Genomic DNA, 15,724 nt, shown 5'->3' with positions numbered 1-15,724 from the left:
GTATGAGGAACTGGTCGGTCGTGCGGTACGGGCGGCTCGCCGCCGCCGGGACCGTCCCGCCGGGCGCCCAGCCCCGCCCGTACGTGGACGCGCTCATCGCCACCGCCGAGACGGTGTTCCCGCCCGCGGGGGAGGCGCCCGGCGGCGTCGCGCTCGGCGCGCCCCCGTCGGCGGGCGCCACCGCCGAGGAGATGGAGTGCGTGCTGCGCTGGCTCGACCTGCCCGGCGTCCGGCTGGTCGAGGTCGACGGCACGTGGACGTGCCCGGCGCACGGTGCGGAGGGGCTGCGCGAATGGATCGACAAGGCCTACGAGCGGCACGAGCCGTCCCATCCGAGGGCCGGCCGCCCACTAAGGTGACCCTGTGGCACTGCCCCTCTACGACAGCCAGCCGGCGCGCCGCGTCCCGTGGGTGACGTACCTGCTGGTCGCCGCGAACGTGGTGGTCTTCCTGCTCACCCCCATGTCGAACTTCGCCGCCTGGTACGGCGAGGACGGGGTCCGCCAGTGCAAGGCGGCGCACTTCACCTACGAGTACGGCGCGGTGCCCAAGGAGCTGACGACCGGCGACCAGCAGCCGCTGCCGACCGACATCGTGCACGAGTGCGGGCCCGCCGACTTCAGTAAGGCGCCCTGGACGTCGGCGTTCACCTCGATGTTCCTGCACTCGGGCGCGCTGCACCTGCTGGGCAACCTGGTCGCGCTGTTCGTCGTCGGCATGGGCGTCGAGGACCGGCTCGGACGGTGGCGCTACCTCCTCAGCTACCTGGCGTTCGGGCTCGTCGCCGTCTACGGGTTCGCGTGGACGTCGCCGGACTCGACCGTCCCGCTCATCGGCGCGTCCGGGGCCATCGCCGGGGTGATGGGCGCCTACGTGATCCTCAACCCGCGGGGCCGCATCGTCAGCTGGGTGCCGCCGGTCATCGTGGTGCGGCTGCCGGTGTGGGTGGTGCTCGGCTACTGGTTCGTCCTGCAGTGGCTGTCGCTCGGCGACGAGAAGAGCAACGTGGCCTACACCGCGCACATCTACGGCTTCGTGGCCGGGGTGGCGTTCGCGCTGCTGGCCCGCCGCGCCGGCCCGGCGAACCGCCCGGCCGCGCTGAGCCGCGGCTGAGACCCTCCCGATAGGGTCGGGGCATCCGATTCGAGGGGGAGGGTGAAGTGGTCACTGCGATCGTGTTCGTCAAGGCCGACGTCGCGCGCATCCACGAGGTGGCCGAGACGATCGCCGCGCTGGACGGCGTCAGCGAGGTCTACTCCATCACCGGCGACCACGACCTCATGGCGATGGTCCGGGTGCGCCGGCACGAGGAGCTGAACGACGTGATCCCGGGCCGCGTCAACAAGGTCGACGGCGTCGTCGGCACCGAGACCCACATCGCCTTCCGCACCTACTCCCAGCACGACCTCGAACAGGCCTTCGCCCTCGGCCTCCCCGACGCCGACTAGCCGGCGGTCACGAGGGAGAGCGACAGGTCGCCGCAGGGGCGGGCGGAGTAGGCGGGGTTCTCCCGGTAGACGGCGCCCGGCGGCCAGCTCGCGGTGTTGGACGCCATGACGCGGCCGGGGGCGTTGACGACGAACGCGGGCGCGGGGATCTCGCGCAGCGCGGGGACGACCTCGTTCTCGAACGTCCGGGCGTACACGTCCGCCGCGGCGACGCCGGCGAACGTCCCGGCGACGTGCACGGGCGCCGATAACGTGAGGACGTACTCGTCGCTGCACAGGTAGTCGACGTAGGGGCCGCAGACGGTCCGCTCGGCGCCGCTCTCCGGCCCGGTGAACCATTCCCAGCGGGTGTAGTCGTAGAGGGCGCTGCTCTCGGGGTTCAGGTCGCGCAGCAGCTGGGACGGGCGCCCGCCGGGGCCGGCCAGCCACCACTCCATGTACCAGGCGGCGTCGGCGAGCAGCTGCGGCGCGGCGATGAACCCCAGGCCGCAGACGAGCGGGCCGAGCCGGGCGAGCAGCAGCGGGCGCAGCGCGGCGAGGTCGGCGCGGACGGGGGCGCGGCCGGTGGCGTGGACGTCCGCCAGGCACCGGGCCGTCGCGTCGCGGACCCGCGCCACGGTCGCGAAGACGCCGTCCAGGGTGGCGCGGACGTGCGCCGCCGCCGCGCCGACGGCCGGTGGCTCGGCGGGCATGGGTCCCCCTCGGGGTCAGAGTGCGAGCCGTCGTTCAATCAGACGTTCTACCGCATCCAACACGTGACTTTCAGCTACATCGCGGGCTCGCGCATCGTCGGCGGCTCCGATGGCGTCGACGATGGCGGCGTGCTCGGCGCCGACCCGGCCGCGCCGGTCCGGCAGGTCGTGCACGGCCCACACCAGCGGCCCGATCTCGGCCTGCAGCCGGATCTCCTCGCGGGTGAGCCGGCCGGACTGGGACGCGGCGGCGACCTCCAGGTGGAGCCGGCCGTCCAGCCGGCACGTCCCGGCGCCCGCGTCGGCGCCGGACAGCTCCGCCAGCGAGCGGCGCAGCCGCCGGACGTCGCCGGGCAGCGAGCGCAGCGCGGCGAGGCGCGCGGCGGCGCCCGCGATGGCGGCGTAGTGGTCGCCGAGGTCGCGGAGCTCTTCCGCGCTGAGCGAACGCAGCCGCTCGTCCAGATCGAAGGGCCTGGCGGGGGCCCGGACGAAGCTCCCGCCGCCCCGCCCGCGCCGGGTCTCGATGAGTCCTTGCTGACGCAAGGCCATCAGCGCTTCGCGTAGTGTGACCGTCGATACACCGAGATGTGCCGCGAGGTCGGTCTCGCTCGGCAGCTGCTCGCCGTCGCCGAGGAGGCCGAGCGCGATCGCGTCGCTGAGCCGCCGCACCACCGCGTGCACCCGCGCGGTGTTGTCGACCGGAGCGAACACGACGAGATGCGCGCTGTTCATGGGCCCCCTCCCGGTGTCGCACACAGTGATACCGGAACATCACTTGAACTGAAACCTATGAATCCATAGGTTTTCGGTCATGCCGGTGACAGCGGTGAGGATCCGCGATCTGCGCAAGACCTTCGGCGCCGTGGAGGCGGTGGCGGGCGTCGACCTCGACATCGGGGACGGCGAGTTCTTCTCGATGCTCGGCCCGTCCGGATCCGGGAAGACGACCGTGCTCCGGCTCATCGCGGGCTTCGAGCGCCCGACGTCCGGGACGGTCGAGTTCGGCGGCCGGGACGTCACCGCGCTGCCGCCCTTCGACCGTGACGTCAACACGGTCTTCCAGGACTACGCCCTCTTCCCGCACATGGACGTGCTCCGCAACGTCGAGTACGGCCTCAAGGTGCGCCGGGTGCCGCGCGCCGAGCGCCGCCGGCGGGCGCTGGAGGCGCTGCACAGCGTCCGGCTGGACGGGATGGAGGCGCGCCGTCCCGGCGAGTTGTCCGGCGGCCAGCGGCAGCGGGTGGCGCTCGCCCGCGCGCTGGTCAACGAGCCGAAGGTGCTGCTGCTGGACGAGCCGCTCGGCGCGCTCGACCTGAAGCTGCGCGAGGAGATGCAGGTCGAGCTGAAGAGCCTGCAGCGGCGGGCCGGCATCACGTTCGTGTTCGTCACCCACGACCAGGAGGAGGCGCTGACCCTCAGCGACCGGGTCGCCGTCCTCAACGGGGGCCGGATCGAGCAGGTCGGCACGCCCGCCGAGGTCTACGAGCGCCCCGCGACGGAGTTCGTGGCGGGGTTCGTGGGGACGTCCAACCGGATCGGCGGCGTCTGCGTCCGGCCGGAGAAAATTCACGTCGCGGCCGAGGGCGAGGAGGCGCCGGATACGGGTCTGTCCGACACGGGGGACCGGCACGCCCTCGGCACGGTCGCCGAGGTCGTCTACGCGGGCGCCGTGACCCGCTTCGTCATCGACCTGGAGTCGGGGGACCGGGTCGTGGCGCTGCAGCAGAACCTGCGGACCTCCTCCATGGACGTGCTGGGCCGCCGCGGCGCCCGCGTCCGGATCAGCTGGCACGAAGCGCACGAGTTCCACGTCCCGGGCACCGGCGCGGGCGCCACCGCGCCGGCGTCCGCCTCCTGATTCACCCCCAACCCCCGAAAATAAGGAGTTCCCCATGTGGTCCACGCGCATGGCGCTCGCCGCTGCGGCGACGCTGGCGATCGGACTGACGGCCGCCGCGTGCGGCGACGGCGACTCGGGCGGCAAGGCGTCCGGCGCCGGGCAGGGCGGGTTCACCGTCCCGAAGGTCCCGATGCAGCAGTCGCTCGGCGCGGGCGAGGGCGAGGTCAACCTGGTCGCCTGGGCGGGCTACGCCGAGGACGGCTCCAACGACCCGAAGGTCGACTGGGTCACCCCGTTCGAGAAGCAGACCGGCTGCAAGGTCAACACCAAGGTCGCCGGGACGTCCGACGAGATGGTCACGCTGATGAAGACCGGCGAGTACGACGCGGTCTCCGCGTCCGGCGACGCCTCGCTGCGGCTGATCGCCTCCGGGACGGTCGCGCCCGTCAACACCAAGCTCGTCCCCAACTACGCCGACGTCTTCGACGGGCTGAAGATGCAGCCCTGGAACTCGGTGAACGGCGTCTCCTACGGCATCCCGCACGGCCGCGGCGCCAACCTGCTGATGTGGCGCACCGACAAGGTGAAGACGGCGCCCGACTCCTGGGGCGCGGTGTTCGACGCGAACTCGCCCTACAAGGGGAAGATCACCGCCTACGACTCGCCGATCTACATCGCCGACGCCGCCCTCTACCTGATGTCCGCCAAGCCGGAGCTCGGCATCAAGAACCCGTACGCGCTCGACCAGAAGCAGTTCGACGCGGCCGTCGAACTGCTGAAGACGCAGCGCGGCCTCATCGGCGAGTACTGGTCCGACTACACCAAGGAGGTCCAGGCGTTCAAGAGCGGCGACTCCGTCCTCGGGACGACCTGGCAGGTCATCGCGAACCTCGCCGAGGCGGAGAAGGCGCCGGTGAAGGTGACGCTGCCCAAGGAGGGCTCCACCGGCTGGTCGGACACCTGGATGGTCGCCGCCAAGGCCGAGCACCCGAACTGCGCCTACAAGTGGCTCGACTGGATCGTGTCGCCCAAGGCGAACGCGCAGGTCGCCGAGTGGTTCGGTGAGGCCCCGGCCAACGCCAAGGCGTGCAAGGAGACCGCCGACAAGAACTTCTGCGACACCTTCCACGCCACCGACGAGAACTACTTCTCCAAGGTGCACTTCTGGACGACGCCGATCGCGCAGTGCCTCGACGGGCGCACCAACGTCAAGTGCGTCGACTACTCCAAGTGGACCCAGGCGTGGACCACGATCAAGGGATGACCGCCCCCGCCCTGACCGGCGGGGAGGACGCCCGCCCGGCGCCGGGTCTCCGGCGCCGGGCGGCGGCCCTGCTGCACCGCCGCCCCCGGCTGCGGCTGTCGCTGCTGCTGTCGGCGCCGCTCGCCTGGCTGGTCGTCGTCTACCTCGGCGCCCTCGCCGCCATCTTCCTCACCGCGTTCTGGACGACCGACGTGTTCACCGGCGAGGTCGTCCGGCGGTTCACCCTCGCCAACTTCCAGCTGCTGCTGGACGAGCCCGTCTACCGGACGGTCGCGCTGCGCAGCCTCGGCGTCGCGACGGCCGTCACCCTCATCGACACCGCCATCGGCTTCCCCATGGCGCTGTACATGGCCAAGGTCGCCAGGCCGCGGTACCGGCCGTACCTGATGATCGCGATCCTGGCGCCGCTGTGGGCCGCCTACCTCGTCAAGGCGTACGCGTGGCGGGTGATGCTGCAGCAGGGCGGCCTGCTCGACGAGGTGCTCAGGCCCGTCGGGCTCGGCAGCCCCGGCTACGGCCTCGCCGCGACCGTGCTCGTCCTGGCCTACCTGTGGCTGCCGTACATGATCCTGCCCGTCTACACGGGCCTGGAGCGGCTCCCGGACTCGCTGCTGGACGCGTCCGGCGACCTCGGCGCCCGGCCGCTGCGCACCTTCCGCGCGGTGCTGCTGCCGCTGGTGTTCCCGTCCCTGGTGGCCGGGTCGATCTTCACGTTCTCGCTGTCGCTCGGCGACTACATCACCGTGAAGATCGTCGGCGGCTCGCAGCAGCTGCTCGGCAACGTCGTCTACGACAACATCGGCGCCGCGAACAACCTGCCGTTCGCCGCGGCCGTCGCCACGATCCCGGTGGTGGTGATGCTCGGCTACCTCGCCGCCGCCCACCGCACCGGCGCGCTCAGGGAGCTGTGATGACCTTCTCGCCGGCCGCGCGGATCGCGCTGCGCGTCCTCATGGGCCTCGGCCTGGGCGTCATCTACGTGCCGCTGCTCGTCGTGCTCGTCAACTCCGTCAACGCCGACAAGACGTTCGGCTGGCCGCCGTCCGGGTTCACCGGACGCTGGTGGGCGCAGGCGCTGGACAACGAGGGCGCCCGGCAGGCCGTCCTCACCAGCGTCAAGGCGGGGCTCGGCGCGACGGCCATCGCGCTCGTCCTCGGCACGATGGCCGCGTTCGCCGTGTCGCGCTACCGGTTCTTCGGACGCGAGACCGTGTCGCTCGTCGTCATCCTGCCGATCGCGCTGCCCGGCATCGTCACCGGCATCGCGCTCAGCAACGCCTTCCAGGTCGTGCTGAAGCCGCTCGGGATCGGGCTGGGCCTGTTCACCGTCATCGTCGGGCACGCCACGTTCTGCGTCGTCACCATCTACAACAACGTGCTGGCCCGGCTCCGCCGTACGGGGACGAGCCTGGAGGAGGCGTCCGCCGACCTCGGCGCCGACACCTTCCAGACGTTCCGCTACGTGACGCTGCCGGCGCTGCGCTCGGCGTTCCTCGCCGGCGGGCTGCTGTCGTTCGCGCTGTCCTTCGACGAGATCATCGTGACCACGTTCACCGCCGGCCCCGGCGCCACGACACTGCCGATCTGGATCTTCAACAACCTGTTCCGGCCCAACCAGGCGCCGGTCGTCAACGTCCTCGCCGCCGCCCTGATCGTGCTGTCGATCGTCCCGATCTACATCGCCCAGCGCATCTCCAGCGGCGCCCGGAACGTCGTGTGAGCGTCAGCCCTTCAGCTGCCGCGTCGTGTCGATCCAGCGGTCGAGGAGGGTGCTCGCCGCGCCCGAGTCGACGGCCTCGGCCGCGCGGCCGAAGGCGTCGCCCAGGGCCTCGGTGAGCTTGCCGGCGGGGGGCGTCCCCTCGTAGGCGGTGATGAGCGCGGCGGCGTTCAGCAGCACCATGTCGCGGACGGGCCCCTTCGCGCCCGCGAACGTCTCGCGCGCCACCCGGCCGTTGAACGCCGCGTCGGCGCCGCGCAGGTCCTCCGGCCGCGCGGGCGGGATGCCGAGGTCGGACGGGTCGAACACCGTCTCCGCCGCCGTCCCGTCGCGGACCACCCACACCGTGGAGGTGCCGGTGGTCGTCAGCTCGTCGAGCCCGTCGTCGCCGCGGAACACCAGCGACGAGCAGCCGCGCGCGGCGAACACGCCCGCGATGACGCCCGCCATCCGCGGGTGGAACACGCCGACCGCCTGCGCGGCGGGACGCGCCGGGTTGGTCAGCGGGCCGAGGAAGTTGAACACCGTCGGCGTGCCGAGTTCGCTGCGCGTCCGGGACGCGTGCCGCAGCGCCGGGTGGTAGAGCGGCGCGAAGCAGAAGGTGATGCCGAGCTCGTCCGCGACCCGCGCGGTCGCCTCCGGCGGCAGGTCGATGGCGACGCCGAGGTGCTCCAGCAGGTCGGCGGCGCCGCACGAGGACGACGCGGCGCGGTTGCCGTGCTTGACGACCCGGACGCCGGACGCGGCGGCGACCACGGCGGCCATCGTGGAGATGTTCACGGTGTGGGCGCGGTCGCCGCCCGTCCCGACGAGGTCGGCGATGGGCCCCGGCACCTCGATGCGGGTGGCGTTGTCCATCATCCCGTCGGCGAGGCCGGTCACCTCCGCGACCGTCTCGCCCTTGGCGCGCAGCGCGACCGCGAAGCCCGCGATCTGCACGTCCGTGGCCTCCCCGGCCATGATGCTGTTCATGGCCCAGGAGGTCTCCTCGCTGGACAGCGAGTCGCCCGACAGCAGGGCGTTGAGCAGTGCGGGCCAGCTGGTGCGCGCGTCCATGTCCCCTACCGGGTCGTTCTGCCGGGCGGTCGGTTTCCTAAAGGGCGGTGAGGCGGTTCTCCAGGCGCTGCCGCATCAGGCCGGCGAGCGCGTTCGCGAGCGCCATCGGGTCGAGCGGCAGGCTCACGACGGCGTCGGCGCGCGACCAGGTGGCGAGCCAGCCGTCGTCGCGGCGGCCGATGACCGCCAGGAACGGCGGGCAGTCGTACACCTCGTCCTTGGCCTGCCGGCACACGCCGAGCCCGCCGGCGGGCTGCGCCTCGCCGTCGACGATCGCGACGCCGATGTCGCCCTCGTCCAGCCGCGCCACCACGGCGGGCTGGGTCGCGATCTCCACGAACTCGACCTTCGGCAGGCCGGCGGCGGGACGGCGCCCGATCGCCATCCGGATCTGGGCGCGGGTGTTCGCGTCGTCGCTGTAGACGAGGACCTTCATCGGGGTCTCCGGGGCGGTGCTCATGCACGTGAGGGTACCGGGTCCCGGACCAGGGCAACACGCTCGGGGAGCTCTAAGTGGGGGGTCATGCGCCACTCACGGGATGGGGACGCAATAATGCTGCCCGTGACAGCATCCGCGATAGAGACAACACCTCACGCACGGGCGAACCGTCCCAATCTGGTCAGCGTGGGGACGATCGTTTGGCTGTCGTCCGAGCTGATGTTCTTCGCGGCGCTGTTCGCGATGTTCTTCACGATCCGCTCCGTGACGATCGGCCAGCACGGGCAGGGCGCATGGCCACCCGTCGAGCTCGACATCATGCTCGCGTCCATCAACACGACGGTCCTCGTGCTGTCGTCGGTGACGTGCCAGATGGGCGTGTTCAAGGCGGAGGCCGGCAAGGTCGGACGTGACGGCAGCATCCTGAACCCGGCCAGCTGGGGCCTGCGGGAGTGGTACGTGCTCTCGTTCCTCATGGGCGCCTACTTCGTCGCCGGCCAGGGCTACGAGTACGCCAACATGATCAACCACGACGGGGTGACCTTCGAGTCCTCCGCCTTCGGCTCGATCTTCTACCTCGCGACCGGCTTCCACGGTCTGCACGTGGTCGGCGGCCTCGTCGCGTTCCTGTTCCTGCTCGGCCGCACCTACGCCGCCAAGCGGTGGACGCACGAGCAGGCGACCAGCGCGATCGTCGTGTCCTACTACTGGCACTTCGTCGACGTGGTGTGGATCGGCCTGTTCTCGGTCGTTTACCTGCTCGACCTCTGACCCCCATCCCGACGACATGACCCGAACGGGGATTTCCGTGAAAAGGATCACCGCATGGCGACGGCGCCCGTGGGCGGGCTACGCCGTCGTGCTGGCGGCCTTGGCGGCGATCGGCGTGATCTACGCCGGCTTCTCACCGCAGACCGACCGCGCCGAGGCGCAGAGCACCGCGCAGGCCGCGGAGGACCTGAAGCACGGGCAGGCGCTGTTCAACCAGAACTGCGCGAGCTGCCACGGGCTGAACGCCGAGGGCACCAAGGACGCCAAGGGCAACTGGATCGCGCCCAGCCTCATCGGGGTGGGCGCCGCATCCGTGGACTTCCAGGTCAGCACGGGCCGCATGCCCGCGATGAACCCTGGTGCGCAGGTGCCGCGCAAGGAGCCGATCCCCGCCTTCGACACGTCGATCAAGACGGACTACGAGGACAAGGCCGAGCGCGAGGCCGCTGAGAAGCAGAAGGCCCAGGCCGAGAAGAACCTGGCCGACCTGCGCGCCTACATCGCCTCCCTCGGCGGCGGCCCCGAGGTGCCGCCCGCGTCCGCGGTCGACCCGTCCAAGGGCGACGTGGCGCTCGGCGGGAAGCTGTTCCGCACCAACTGCGCGCAGTGCCACAGCTTCACCGGCCAGGGCGGCGCGCTGACCGGCGGCAAGTACGCGCCGCCGCTCTCCAAGAACGACGTCACGCCCACGCAGATGTACGAGGCGATGCTGACCGGCCCGCAGGCGATGCCGGTGTTCAACGACACCACGCTCACGCCGGAGGACAAGCAGGCCATCATCTCCTACCTCGTGCAGACCCGCGAGGAGCCCAACCCGGGCGGTAACGGCCTCGGCCGCATCGGCCCGGTGAGCGAGGGCCTGGTGGCCTGGCTGGTCGGCATCGGCCTGCTGGTCATGGCGGCCATGTGGATCACCGCGAAGAAGCCGAAGAAGCTGAAGAAGTCATGAGCGACGACGACAACAAGGAGACAGCGGGCTCGACGGGCCCGCGCGAGGACGGCGGCCGGCGCGAACGCGTGATCGGCACGCCGTCCCCGGCGAGGGAGAAGGCCCTCCTCGCCGAGGACGACATCTCGGCGCCCGCGGGCGTGGGGGAGCAGCTCGACGAGCGGTCGGCCAAGCGCGCCGAGCGCATCGTCGCGGCGTTCTTCCTGCTCGCGTTCCTGGCGAGCGTGACGTTCATCGCCTACTTCATCGGCTGGAGCGGCCGCGACGGCGGCATGCACGGCCTCTGGGACGCCCGCGAGACCAACTTCTGGCTCGGCGGGACGATGGCGCTGGCCTTCCTGTCGATGGCGATCGGCGTCACCATCTGGGTGCGCCGGCTGATGACCAGCAGGCCGATCGTCCAGGAGCGGCACGAGCTGGCCGCCGACGCCGAGACCCGGGCGGAGTTCACCCGGGACTTCCTGGAGGGCGCCGACGACAGCGGCGTCACCAAGCGTCCGCTGCTGCGCCGCACCCTGCTGCTGGCGGCCGCGCCGCTCGGCCTGGCGCCGCTGGTGCTGCTGCGCGACCTCGGCCCGCTGCCGGAGAAGCGGCTGCGGCACACCTTCTGGGAGGACGCGGTCAAGCGGGCCCAGGCGGAGGGCAAGAAGGGCGTCCGCCTCGTGGTGGACGGCACCAACAAGCCGCTGCGGGTCAGCGACTTCGCCACCCCCGGCTCGATGATCACCGTCCTGCCGGAGGGGCTGGAGGAGCACGTCCCGGAGAACCAGGTGCTCACCCAGGTCGCGAAGGCCGTCACGATCCTCATCAACGTCCCGGCGGACGAGTTCAAGCCCGCCAAGGGACGCGAGAACTGGCACATCAACGGTGTCGTGGCCTACTCCAAGGTGTGCACGCACGTCGGCTGCCCGGCGGCGCTGTACGAGCAGACCACGCACCACATCCTGTGCCCGTGCCACCAGTCCACGTTCGACGCCACCGACGCGGCGAAGGTCATCTTCGGCCCGGCGGCCCGGCCGCTCCCGCAGCTGCCGCTGGCGGTCGAGGACGGGTACATCGTCGCGACGAGCGACTACCACGAACCGGTCGGCCCGAGCTTCTGGGAGCGCGGATGAGCGAGGCGACAGCACCCAAGGCGGTCGAGGCCCCGCTGACGTTCCTCGACGACCGCCTCGGCTCCACCACCTTCTTCAAGCGGAACATGAAGAAGGTCTTTCCGGACCACTGGTCCTTCATGCTGGGCGAGATCGCCCTGTACTCCTTCATCATCCTGCTGCTGACCGGGGTGTTCCTGACGCTCTGGTTCAAGCCCAGCATGGTCGAGGTCGTCTACGACGGCTCCTACGTCCCGCTCAAGGGCGTGCACATGTCGGAGGCGTACGCCTCGACGCTGCACATCAGCTTCGACGTCCGCGGCGGACTGCTCATGCGGCAGATCCACCACTGGGCGGCGCTGCTGTTCATGGCGTCGATCCTGGCGCACATGCTGCGGGTGTTCTTCACCGGCGCCTACCGCAAGCCGCGCGAGCTGAACTGGCTCATCGGCATCGGCATGTTCACGCTCGGCATGCTGGAGGGCCTCGCCGGGTACTCGCTGCCGGACGACCTGCTGTCCGGCACCGGCCTGCGCATCACCCAGGGTGTGGCCGAGGGCATCCCGATCGTCGGAACGTACATCTACATGTTCCTGTTCGGCGGTGAGTTCCCCGGCCAGGAGATCGTGCCGCGGCTGTACATGGTGCACATCCTGCTGATCCCGGGCCTGCTGCTCGGGATGGTCACCGCGCACATGATGATCATGTGGGTGCAGAAGCACACCGCGATGCCGGTCAAGAACCAGACCGAGAAGCAGGTGTACGGCTACCCGTTCTACCCGGTCTTCATGGCCAAGACGGGCGCCTACTTCCTGTTCACCTTCGGTGTCCTGGCGCTGTTCGGGGCGTTCGCGCAGATCAACCCGATCTGGTTGTTCGGCCCCTACGATCCCGGCGCCATCTCCTCGGGCTCCCAGCCCGACTGGTACATGGGCGTCCTCGAAGGGTCGCTGCGCATCATGCCCGGCTGGGAGATCAACGCCTGGGGGCACACGCTCAGCCTGAGCGTGCTGATCCCGGCGCTGGTGCCGCTCGGCATCATCTTCACCGGCGCGGCGCTCTGGCCGTGGATCGAGGCGTGGGTGACCGGCGACAAGCGGCACCACCACGTCAACACCCGGCCGCGCAACGCCCCGGTCCGCACCGCGGTCGGCATGGCCGCCGTCACCTTCTACGGGGTGCAGTGGCTGGCCGGAGCGAACGACATCCTGGCGGACAAGTTCCACATCTCGCTGTTCGCCACGACCTGGTTCTTCCGGGTCGCGTTCTTCGCCGGCCCGATCATCGCGTTCATCGTCACCAAGCGGATCTGCCTGGGGCTGCAGCGCAAGGACGCCGACATCATCGGGCACGGCATGGAGAGCGGCGTGATCATGATGTCGCCGGAGGGCAAGTTCTCCGAGCGGCACGAGCCGGCTCGCGACGAGGAGAAGCACGTCATCCTGTCCAAGGAGAACGCGCGGCTCCAGCCGCCGGACCGCGACGCCGGCGGCGTCCCGGCGCCCGGCGCCAAGGGCCCGCTCGGTCACCTGCGCGCCCGGCTCAACCGCGCATGGACCTACGACGACATCCCCGTCGAGGAGCACCCGCACGGCGAGCACGAGGAGATCGAGGGCGGCCGGTCGTCGCAGGAGGTCAAGCACTGACCGCTCGCGGCATCGCACGCGAAGGGGCCCGTCACCGCGTCCGCGGTGGCGGGCCCCTCCCTATCCTGGCCGGACGATGACCAAGACGCTGTTCGTCACCAATGACTTCCCGCCCCGTCCCGGCGGCATCCAGGCGTTCGTGCACGGCCTCGCCGCCCGCCGCCCGGCCGGCTCGGTGGTCGTGTACGCGCCGGCGTGGAAGGGCGCCGCGGAGTTCGACGCGCGGCAGCCGTTCCCGGTCGTCCGGCATCCGGGCTCGCTGATGCTGCCGGAGCCGGGCGTGCTGCGCCGGGCCGCGGACGTGCTGCGCGCGGAGCGCTGCGACTCGGTGGTGTTCGGCGCGGCGGCGCCCCTCGGCCTGCTGGCCCCCGCCCTGCGCCGCCGCGGCGCGGACCGCCTCGTCGGGATCACCCACGGCCACGAGGCGGGCTGGGCGTCCCTGCCGGTGGCGCGGCGCCTGCTCCGCCGCATCGGCGGCGAGGTGGACGTGCTGACCTACCTCGGCGAGTACACCCGCTCCCGGATGGCGCGGGCGCTGACGCCGGCCGCCGCCGCGCGGATGTCCCGGCTCGCCCCGGGCGTCGACGAGAAGGTCTTCCACCGGAACACCGGCGGCGACGAGATCCGCGCCCGGCACGGCCTGACGGACCGCCCGGTCGCGGTCTGCGTGTCCCGCCTGGTGCCGCGCAAAGGCCAGGACGCGCTGATCCACGCGTGGCCCCGCGTCCTCCGGAGGGAGCCGGACGCCGCGCTCCTGCTCGTCGGCGGCGGCCCCTACCGGGCGGACCTGGAGCGCCTCGCCGCGTCCCTCGGCGTGCGGGACTCCGTCGTCTTCACCGGTGGCGTGAGCTGGGAGGAACTGCCCGCCCACTACGACGCGGGCGACGTCTTCGCGATGCCGTGCCGGACCCGCCGCCGCGGCCTGGACGTGGAGGGCCTCGGCATCGTCTACCTGGAGGCGTCGGCGACCGGCCTGCCCGTCATCGCCGGCGACTCCGGCGGCGCGCCCGACGCCGTCCTGGACGGCGAGACCGGCCTCGTCGTGCCGGGCCGCTCCGTCGCCGGGATCGCCGCCGCGCTCACCGGGCTGCTGTCCGACCCGTCCCGCGCCCGCGCGATGGGCGAGCGGGGCCGCGCCTGGGTCGAGCGCGAGTGGCGGTGGCAGGTCCAGGCCGCCCGGCTGGGCGGCCTGCTGGCGCCCTGAGATGGCAGGATGCGGCTATGGACATCGAGGACGCATGGGCCCGCGTTCCCGGGGAGGCCGCCCGGTGGCTGCGCGAACTGGATCCGGACCACCGCCACTCCGGGTTCGAGCCGCCGCGCCGGCCCGACGCCGCCTGGCTCCTGCACGCGATGTACGTGTGGGCGGAGGGCCTGGTCACCACGACGCACGACGATGTCCACCAGTCGGTGACGGCGGCGGGGCTGACCGGGCCGTCCGACATGGGGGACCTGCTGGAGGGCGCGATCGTCACCGGCGTCGACATCGGCCGCAGCGGCGACCCCGGCGCGGGGTGGCGGCGGCTGCGCTGGCGGGAGCTGGCGCGCGGCTTCGGTGAGCCGGTCGTCCCGGACGGGGCGCTGCCGGGCAGCCGCTGCCTGCGCCAGGCGCATCCGGCGGGCAGCTGGTCGGCGGCGGTCCGGCCGCCCGCGGAGGGCTGCCTGGACCGGGAGAGCTGGTACCGGCTGATCGGCATCCTGCTGCGGCACGGCCCGTCCGGCGCGGGCACCCGCTGCCTGGCGTACTACTGCCCGCTGGTCACCTCGGACTGGGACGACGACACCGTCCTCGCGGGCCGCCTGGGCGACGCGGCCGCCCTCTACGACCACCCCGGCCTGAGCAGCTGCCCGTCCAACCTGTGGCCCGAGGACCGCTCCTGGGTCGTCTACTGCGACTGGGACCTGTGGGGCACGAAGGTGGTGGGCCCGACCTCACTCATCGAAGCCGTCCTGACCGACCCGTCCCTGGAGGCCGTCCGCCTCGCATGGACGAGTTGATTGCATTTCTCTCCTCCTTCGGGCCCTGGGGGCCCTCCATCGTCGAGAAACGCGGCGATCGCTGGCATCGCATCCGACTCGCCTAGCGGCTCGCTGCGCGATCAGATTCTCGCTTTGCTCGAATCTGCCTTCGGACGCGATCGCAACGTTGAAGTTGTTGCGGGCTGAGCCCACAACCGTTGAGGGATCGTGCCCCGTGCTCCGGAGACCGCTTCGCGCGGACCGCCCCTGCCGAGGTGGGGTGGGTGTGATCCGCCGCGGCCGGCCCGGCGCCCTCGTGGGAGAACCTGGAGGTGGGGCGCGCCGGGTGGGCCGGCCGGCAGGGCCGGATCGGGTCCGCGTGAACGGGGGCACGGGGCACGGCCCCGGCATCCGGCACCGCGGGGCTCGGCCCCGCGTCGGTGCCCGACCATGGACGCGCGGGAGGCCGGGCGGCGGCCTTCGGGCCGATCCCGTGTCGCGGTGATCGTTTCATCGGGGCCACCTCCTGCCTCCGCCCGTATCCGCGGTCGCTGACATTTCCGAAGGTAGGACGCCCGGCGCCCGGCGGCAGCACCGTTAAAGCCCTTTTAAGGGGCGGATCAGTCGTCGCTAAGCCGCCTTCCAGTTTCGGCCACGAAAACGGCCGTCCCATGCATGTACGGCACAACCCGGACACTGGGATGATCAAGCTCCTCAATGGGCGGGCGGGTGGAGGAGAACGCATGCGGGCTCGTGGTCTGGTGGTGCTGGCGGGGGTTCTCGCGGCCGTCCTCGTGGCGGGGCTCACGGCCGGGTGGGCGCTGCGGCGGCGGTCTCCTATACACAACT

At 71.6% G+C, this 15,724-nt stretch carries 16 protein-coding genes and 1 pseudogene; 13 read left to right on the top strand and 4 right to left on the bottom strand.

The features are described from left to right. The 3 genes and pseudogenes from HUX53_RS38865 to HUX53_RS38855 all read left to right on the top strand — a co-directional run. Nucleotides 1–359: pseudogene (locus HUX53_RS38865) on the top strand (endonuclease); the annotation flags it as partial. A 4-nt stretch (nt 360–363) separates the two neighbouring features. After that, nucleotides 364–1,113: a rhomboid family intramembrane serine protease gene (locus tag HUX53_RS38860; RefSeq protein WP_176408264.1), complete on the top strand. Its 750-nt coding sequence runs from the start codon at nt 364–366 to the stop codon at nt 1,111–1,113. Between the two features lie 47 nt (nt 1,114–1,160). Then, nucleotides 1,161–1,448, top strand: coding sequence for an Lrp/AsnC family transcriptional regulator (locus HUX53_RS38855; protein WP_176408263.1), 288 nt, complete (start codon nt 1,161–1,163; stop codon nt 1,446–1,448). On the opposite strand, the gene HUX53_RS38850 is transcribed toward HUX53_RS38855, so the two are convergent. Then, nucleotides 1,445–2,140 (bottom strand): cache domain-containing protein, encoded by a 696-nt coding sequence (locus tag HUX53_RS38850; RefSeq protein WP_176408262.1) that lies wholly within the window; start codon nt 2,138–2,140, stop codon nt 1,445–1,447. The genes HUX53_RS38855 and HUX53_RS38850 overlap by 4 nt on opposite strands. 15 nt (nt 2,141–2,155) lie before the next feature. Beyond that, nucleotides 2,156–2,872: a FadR/GntR family transcriptional regulator gene (locus HUX53_RS38845; RefSeq protein WP_176408261.1), complete on the bottom strand. Its 717-nt coding sequence runs from the start codon at nt 2,870–2,872 to the stop codon at nt 2,156–2,158. 79 nt (nt 2,873–2,951) lie between these two features. On the opposite strand from HUX53_RS38845, the gene HUX53_RS38840 reads away from it, so the two are divergent. From HUX53_RS38840 to HUX53_RS38825, 4 genes are read left to right on the top strand one after another with little or no spacing between them, the layout of a single operon-like run. Beyond that, complete coding sequence (locus HUX53_RS38840; RefSeq protein ID WP_176408260.1) at nt 2,952–3,998, top strand: ABC transporter ATP-binding protein; 1,047 nt, start codon at nt 2,952–2,954, stop codon at nt 3,996–3,998. 34 nt (nt 3,999–4,032) lie between these two features. Next, nucleotides 4,033–5,244: an ABC transporter substrate-binding protein gene (locus HUX53_RS38835; RefSeq protein ID WP_217920408.1), complete on the top strand. Its 1,212-nt coding sequence runs from the start codon at nt 4,033–4,035 to the stop codon at nt 5,242–5,244. Beyond that, on the top strand, nt 5,241–6,155 hold the full coding sequence (locus HUX53_RS38830) for an ABC transporter permease (RefSeq protein WP_176408259.1): 915 nt from the start codon (nt 5,241–5,243) through the stop codon (nt 6,153–6,155). Before HUX53_RS38835 ends, HUX53_RS38830 begins: the two co-directional genes overlap by 4 nt. Then, nucleotides 6,155–6,964 (top strand): ABC transporter permease, encoded by an 810-nt coding sequence (locus HUX53_RS38825; RefSeq protein WP_176408258.1) that lies wholly within the window; start codon nt 6,155–6,157, stop codon nt 6,962–6,964. The genes HUX53_RS38830 and HUX53_RS38825 overlap by 1 nt, the downstream gene beginning before the upstream one ends. A 3-nt stretch (nt 6,965–6,967) precedes the next feature. Here HUX53_RS38825 and trpD read toward each other — a convergent pair whose 3' ends face one another. Both trpD and HUX53_RS38815 read right to left on the bottom strand, forming a co-directional pair. Continuing rightward, the gene (trpD, locus tag HUX53_RS38820) at nt 6,968–8,017 is read right to left on the bottom strand and encodes an anthranilate phosphoribosyltransferase (protein ID WP_176408257.1); all 1,050 of its coding nucleotides are present in this window, start codon (nt 8,015–8,017) and stop codon (nt 6,968–6,970) included. 37 nt (nt 8,018–8,054) lie between these two features. Beyond that, nucleotides 8,055–8,477 carry a hypothetical protein gene (locus HUX53_RS38815; protein WP_176408256.1) on the bottom strand — a complete coding sequence of 141 codons (423 nt, stop codon included), beginning with the start codon at nt 8,475–8,477 and terminating at the stop codon, nt 8,055–8,057. Between the two features lie 93 nt (nt 8,478–8,570). Between HUX53_RS38815 and HUX53_RS38810 the strand changes: the two genes are divergently transcribed. From HUX53_RS38810 to HUX53_RS38785, 6 genes are all read left to right on the top strand, one after another. Continuing rightward, complete coding sequence (locus HUX53_RS38810) at nt 8,571–9,227, top strand: heme-copper oxidase subunit III (protein ID WP_217920407.1); 657 nt, start codon at nt 8,571–8,573, stop codon at nt 9,225–9,227. A gap of 37 nt (nt 9,228–9,264) precedes the next feature. After that, nucleotides 9,265–10,176 carry a c-type cytochrome gene (locus HUX53_RS38805; protein ID WP_176408255.1) on the top strand — a complete coding sequence of 304 codons (912 nt, stop codon included), beginning with the start codon at nt 9,265–9,267 and terminating at the stop codon, nt 10,174–10,176. Further along, the gene (locus HUX53_RS38800) at nt 10,173–11,291 is read left to right on the top strand and encodes a ubiquinol-cytochrome c reductase iron-sulfur subunit (protein WP_176408254.1); all 1,119 of its coding nucleotides are present in this window, start codon (nt 10,173–10,175) and stop codon (nt 11,289–11,291) included. Before HUX53_RS38805 ends, HUX53_RS38800 begins: the two co-directional genes overlap by 4 nt. Then, nucleotides 11,288–12,916 (top strand): ubiquinol-cytochrome c reductase cytochrome b subunit, encoded by a 1,629-nt coding sequence (locus tag HUX53_RS38795; protein WP_176408253.1) that lies wholly within the window; start codon nt 11,288–11,290, stop codon nt 12,914–12,916. Before HUX53_RS38800 ends, HUX53_RS38795 begins: the two co-directional genes overlap by 4 nt. A 76-nt stretch (nt 12,917–12,992) precedes the next feature. Continuing rightward, nucleotides 12,993–14,120, top strand: a complete 1,128-nt coding sequence (locus HUX53_RS38790) for a glycosyltransferase family 4 protein (protein ID WP_176408252.1) — start codon at nt 12,993–12,995, stop codon at nt 14,118–14,120. Between the two features lie 17 nt (nt 14,121–14,137). Further along, on the top strand, nt 14,138–14,914 hold the full coding sequence (locus tag HUX53_RS38785; protein WP_176408251.1) for a hypothetical protein: 777 nt from the start codon (nt 14,138–14,140) through the stop codon (nt 14,912–14,914). Nucleotides 14,915–15,724: the final 810 nt, after the last annotated feature.

Origin of the sequence: Actinomadura sp. BRA 177 (assembly GCF_013372625.1) — a bacterium.
GTDB lineage: Bacteria > Actinomycetota > Actinomycetes > Streptosporangiales > Streptosporangiaceae > Spirillospora.
This window is presented reverse-complemented; position numbering and strand designations above follow the sequence as displayed.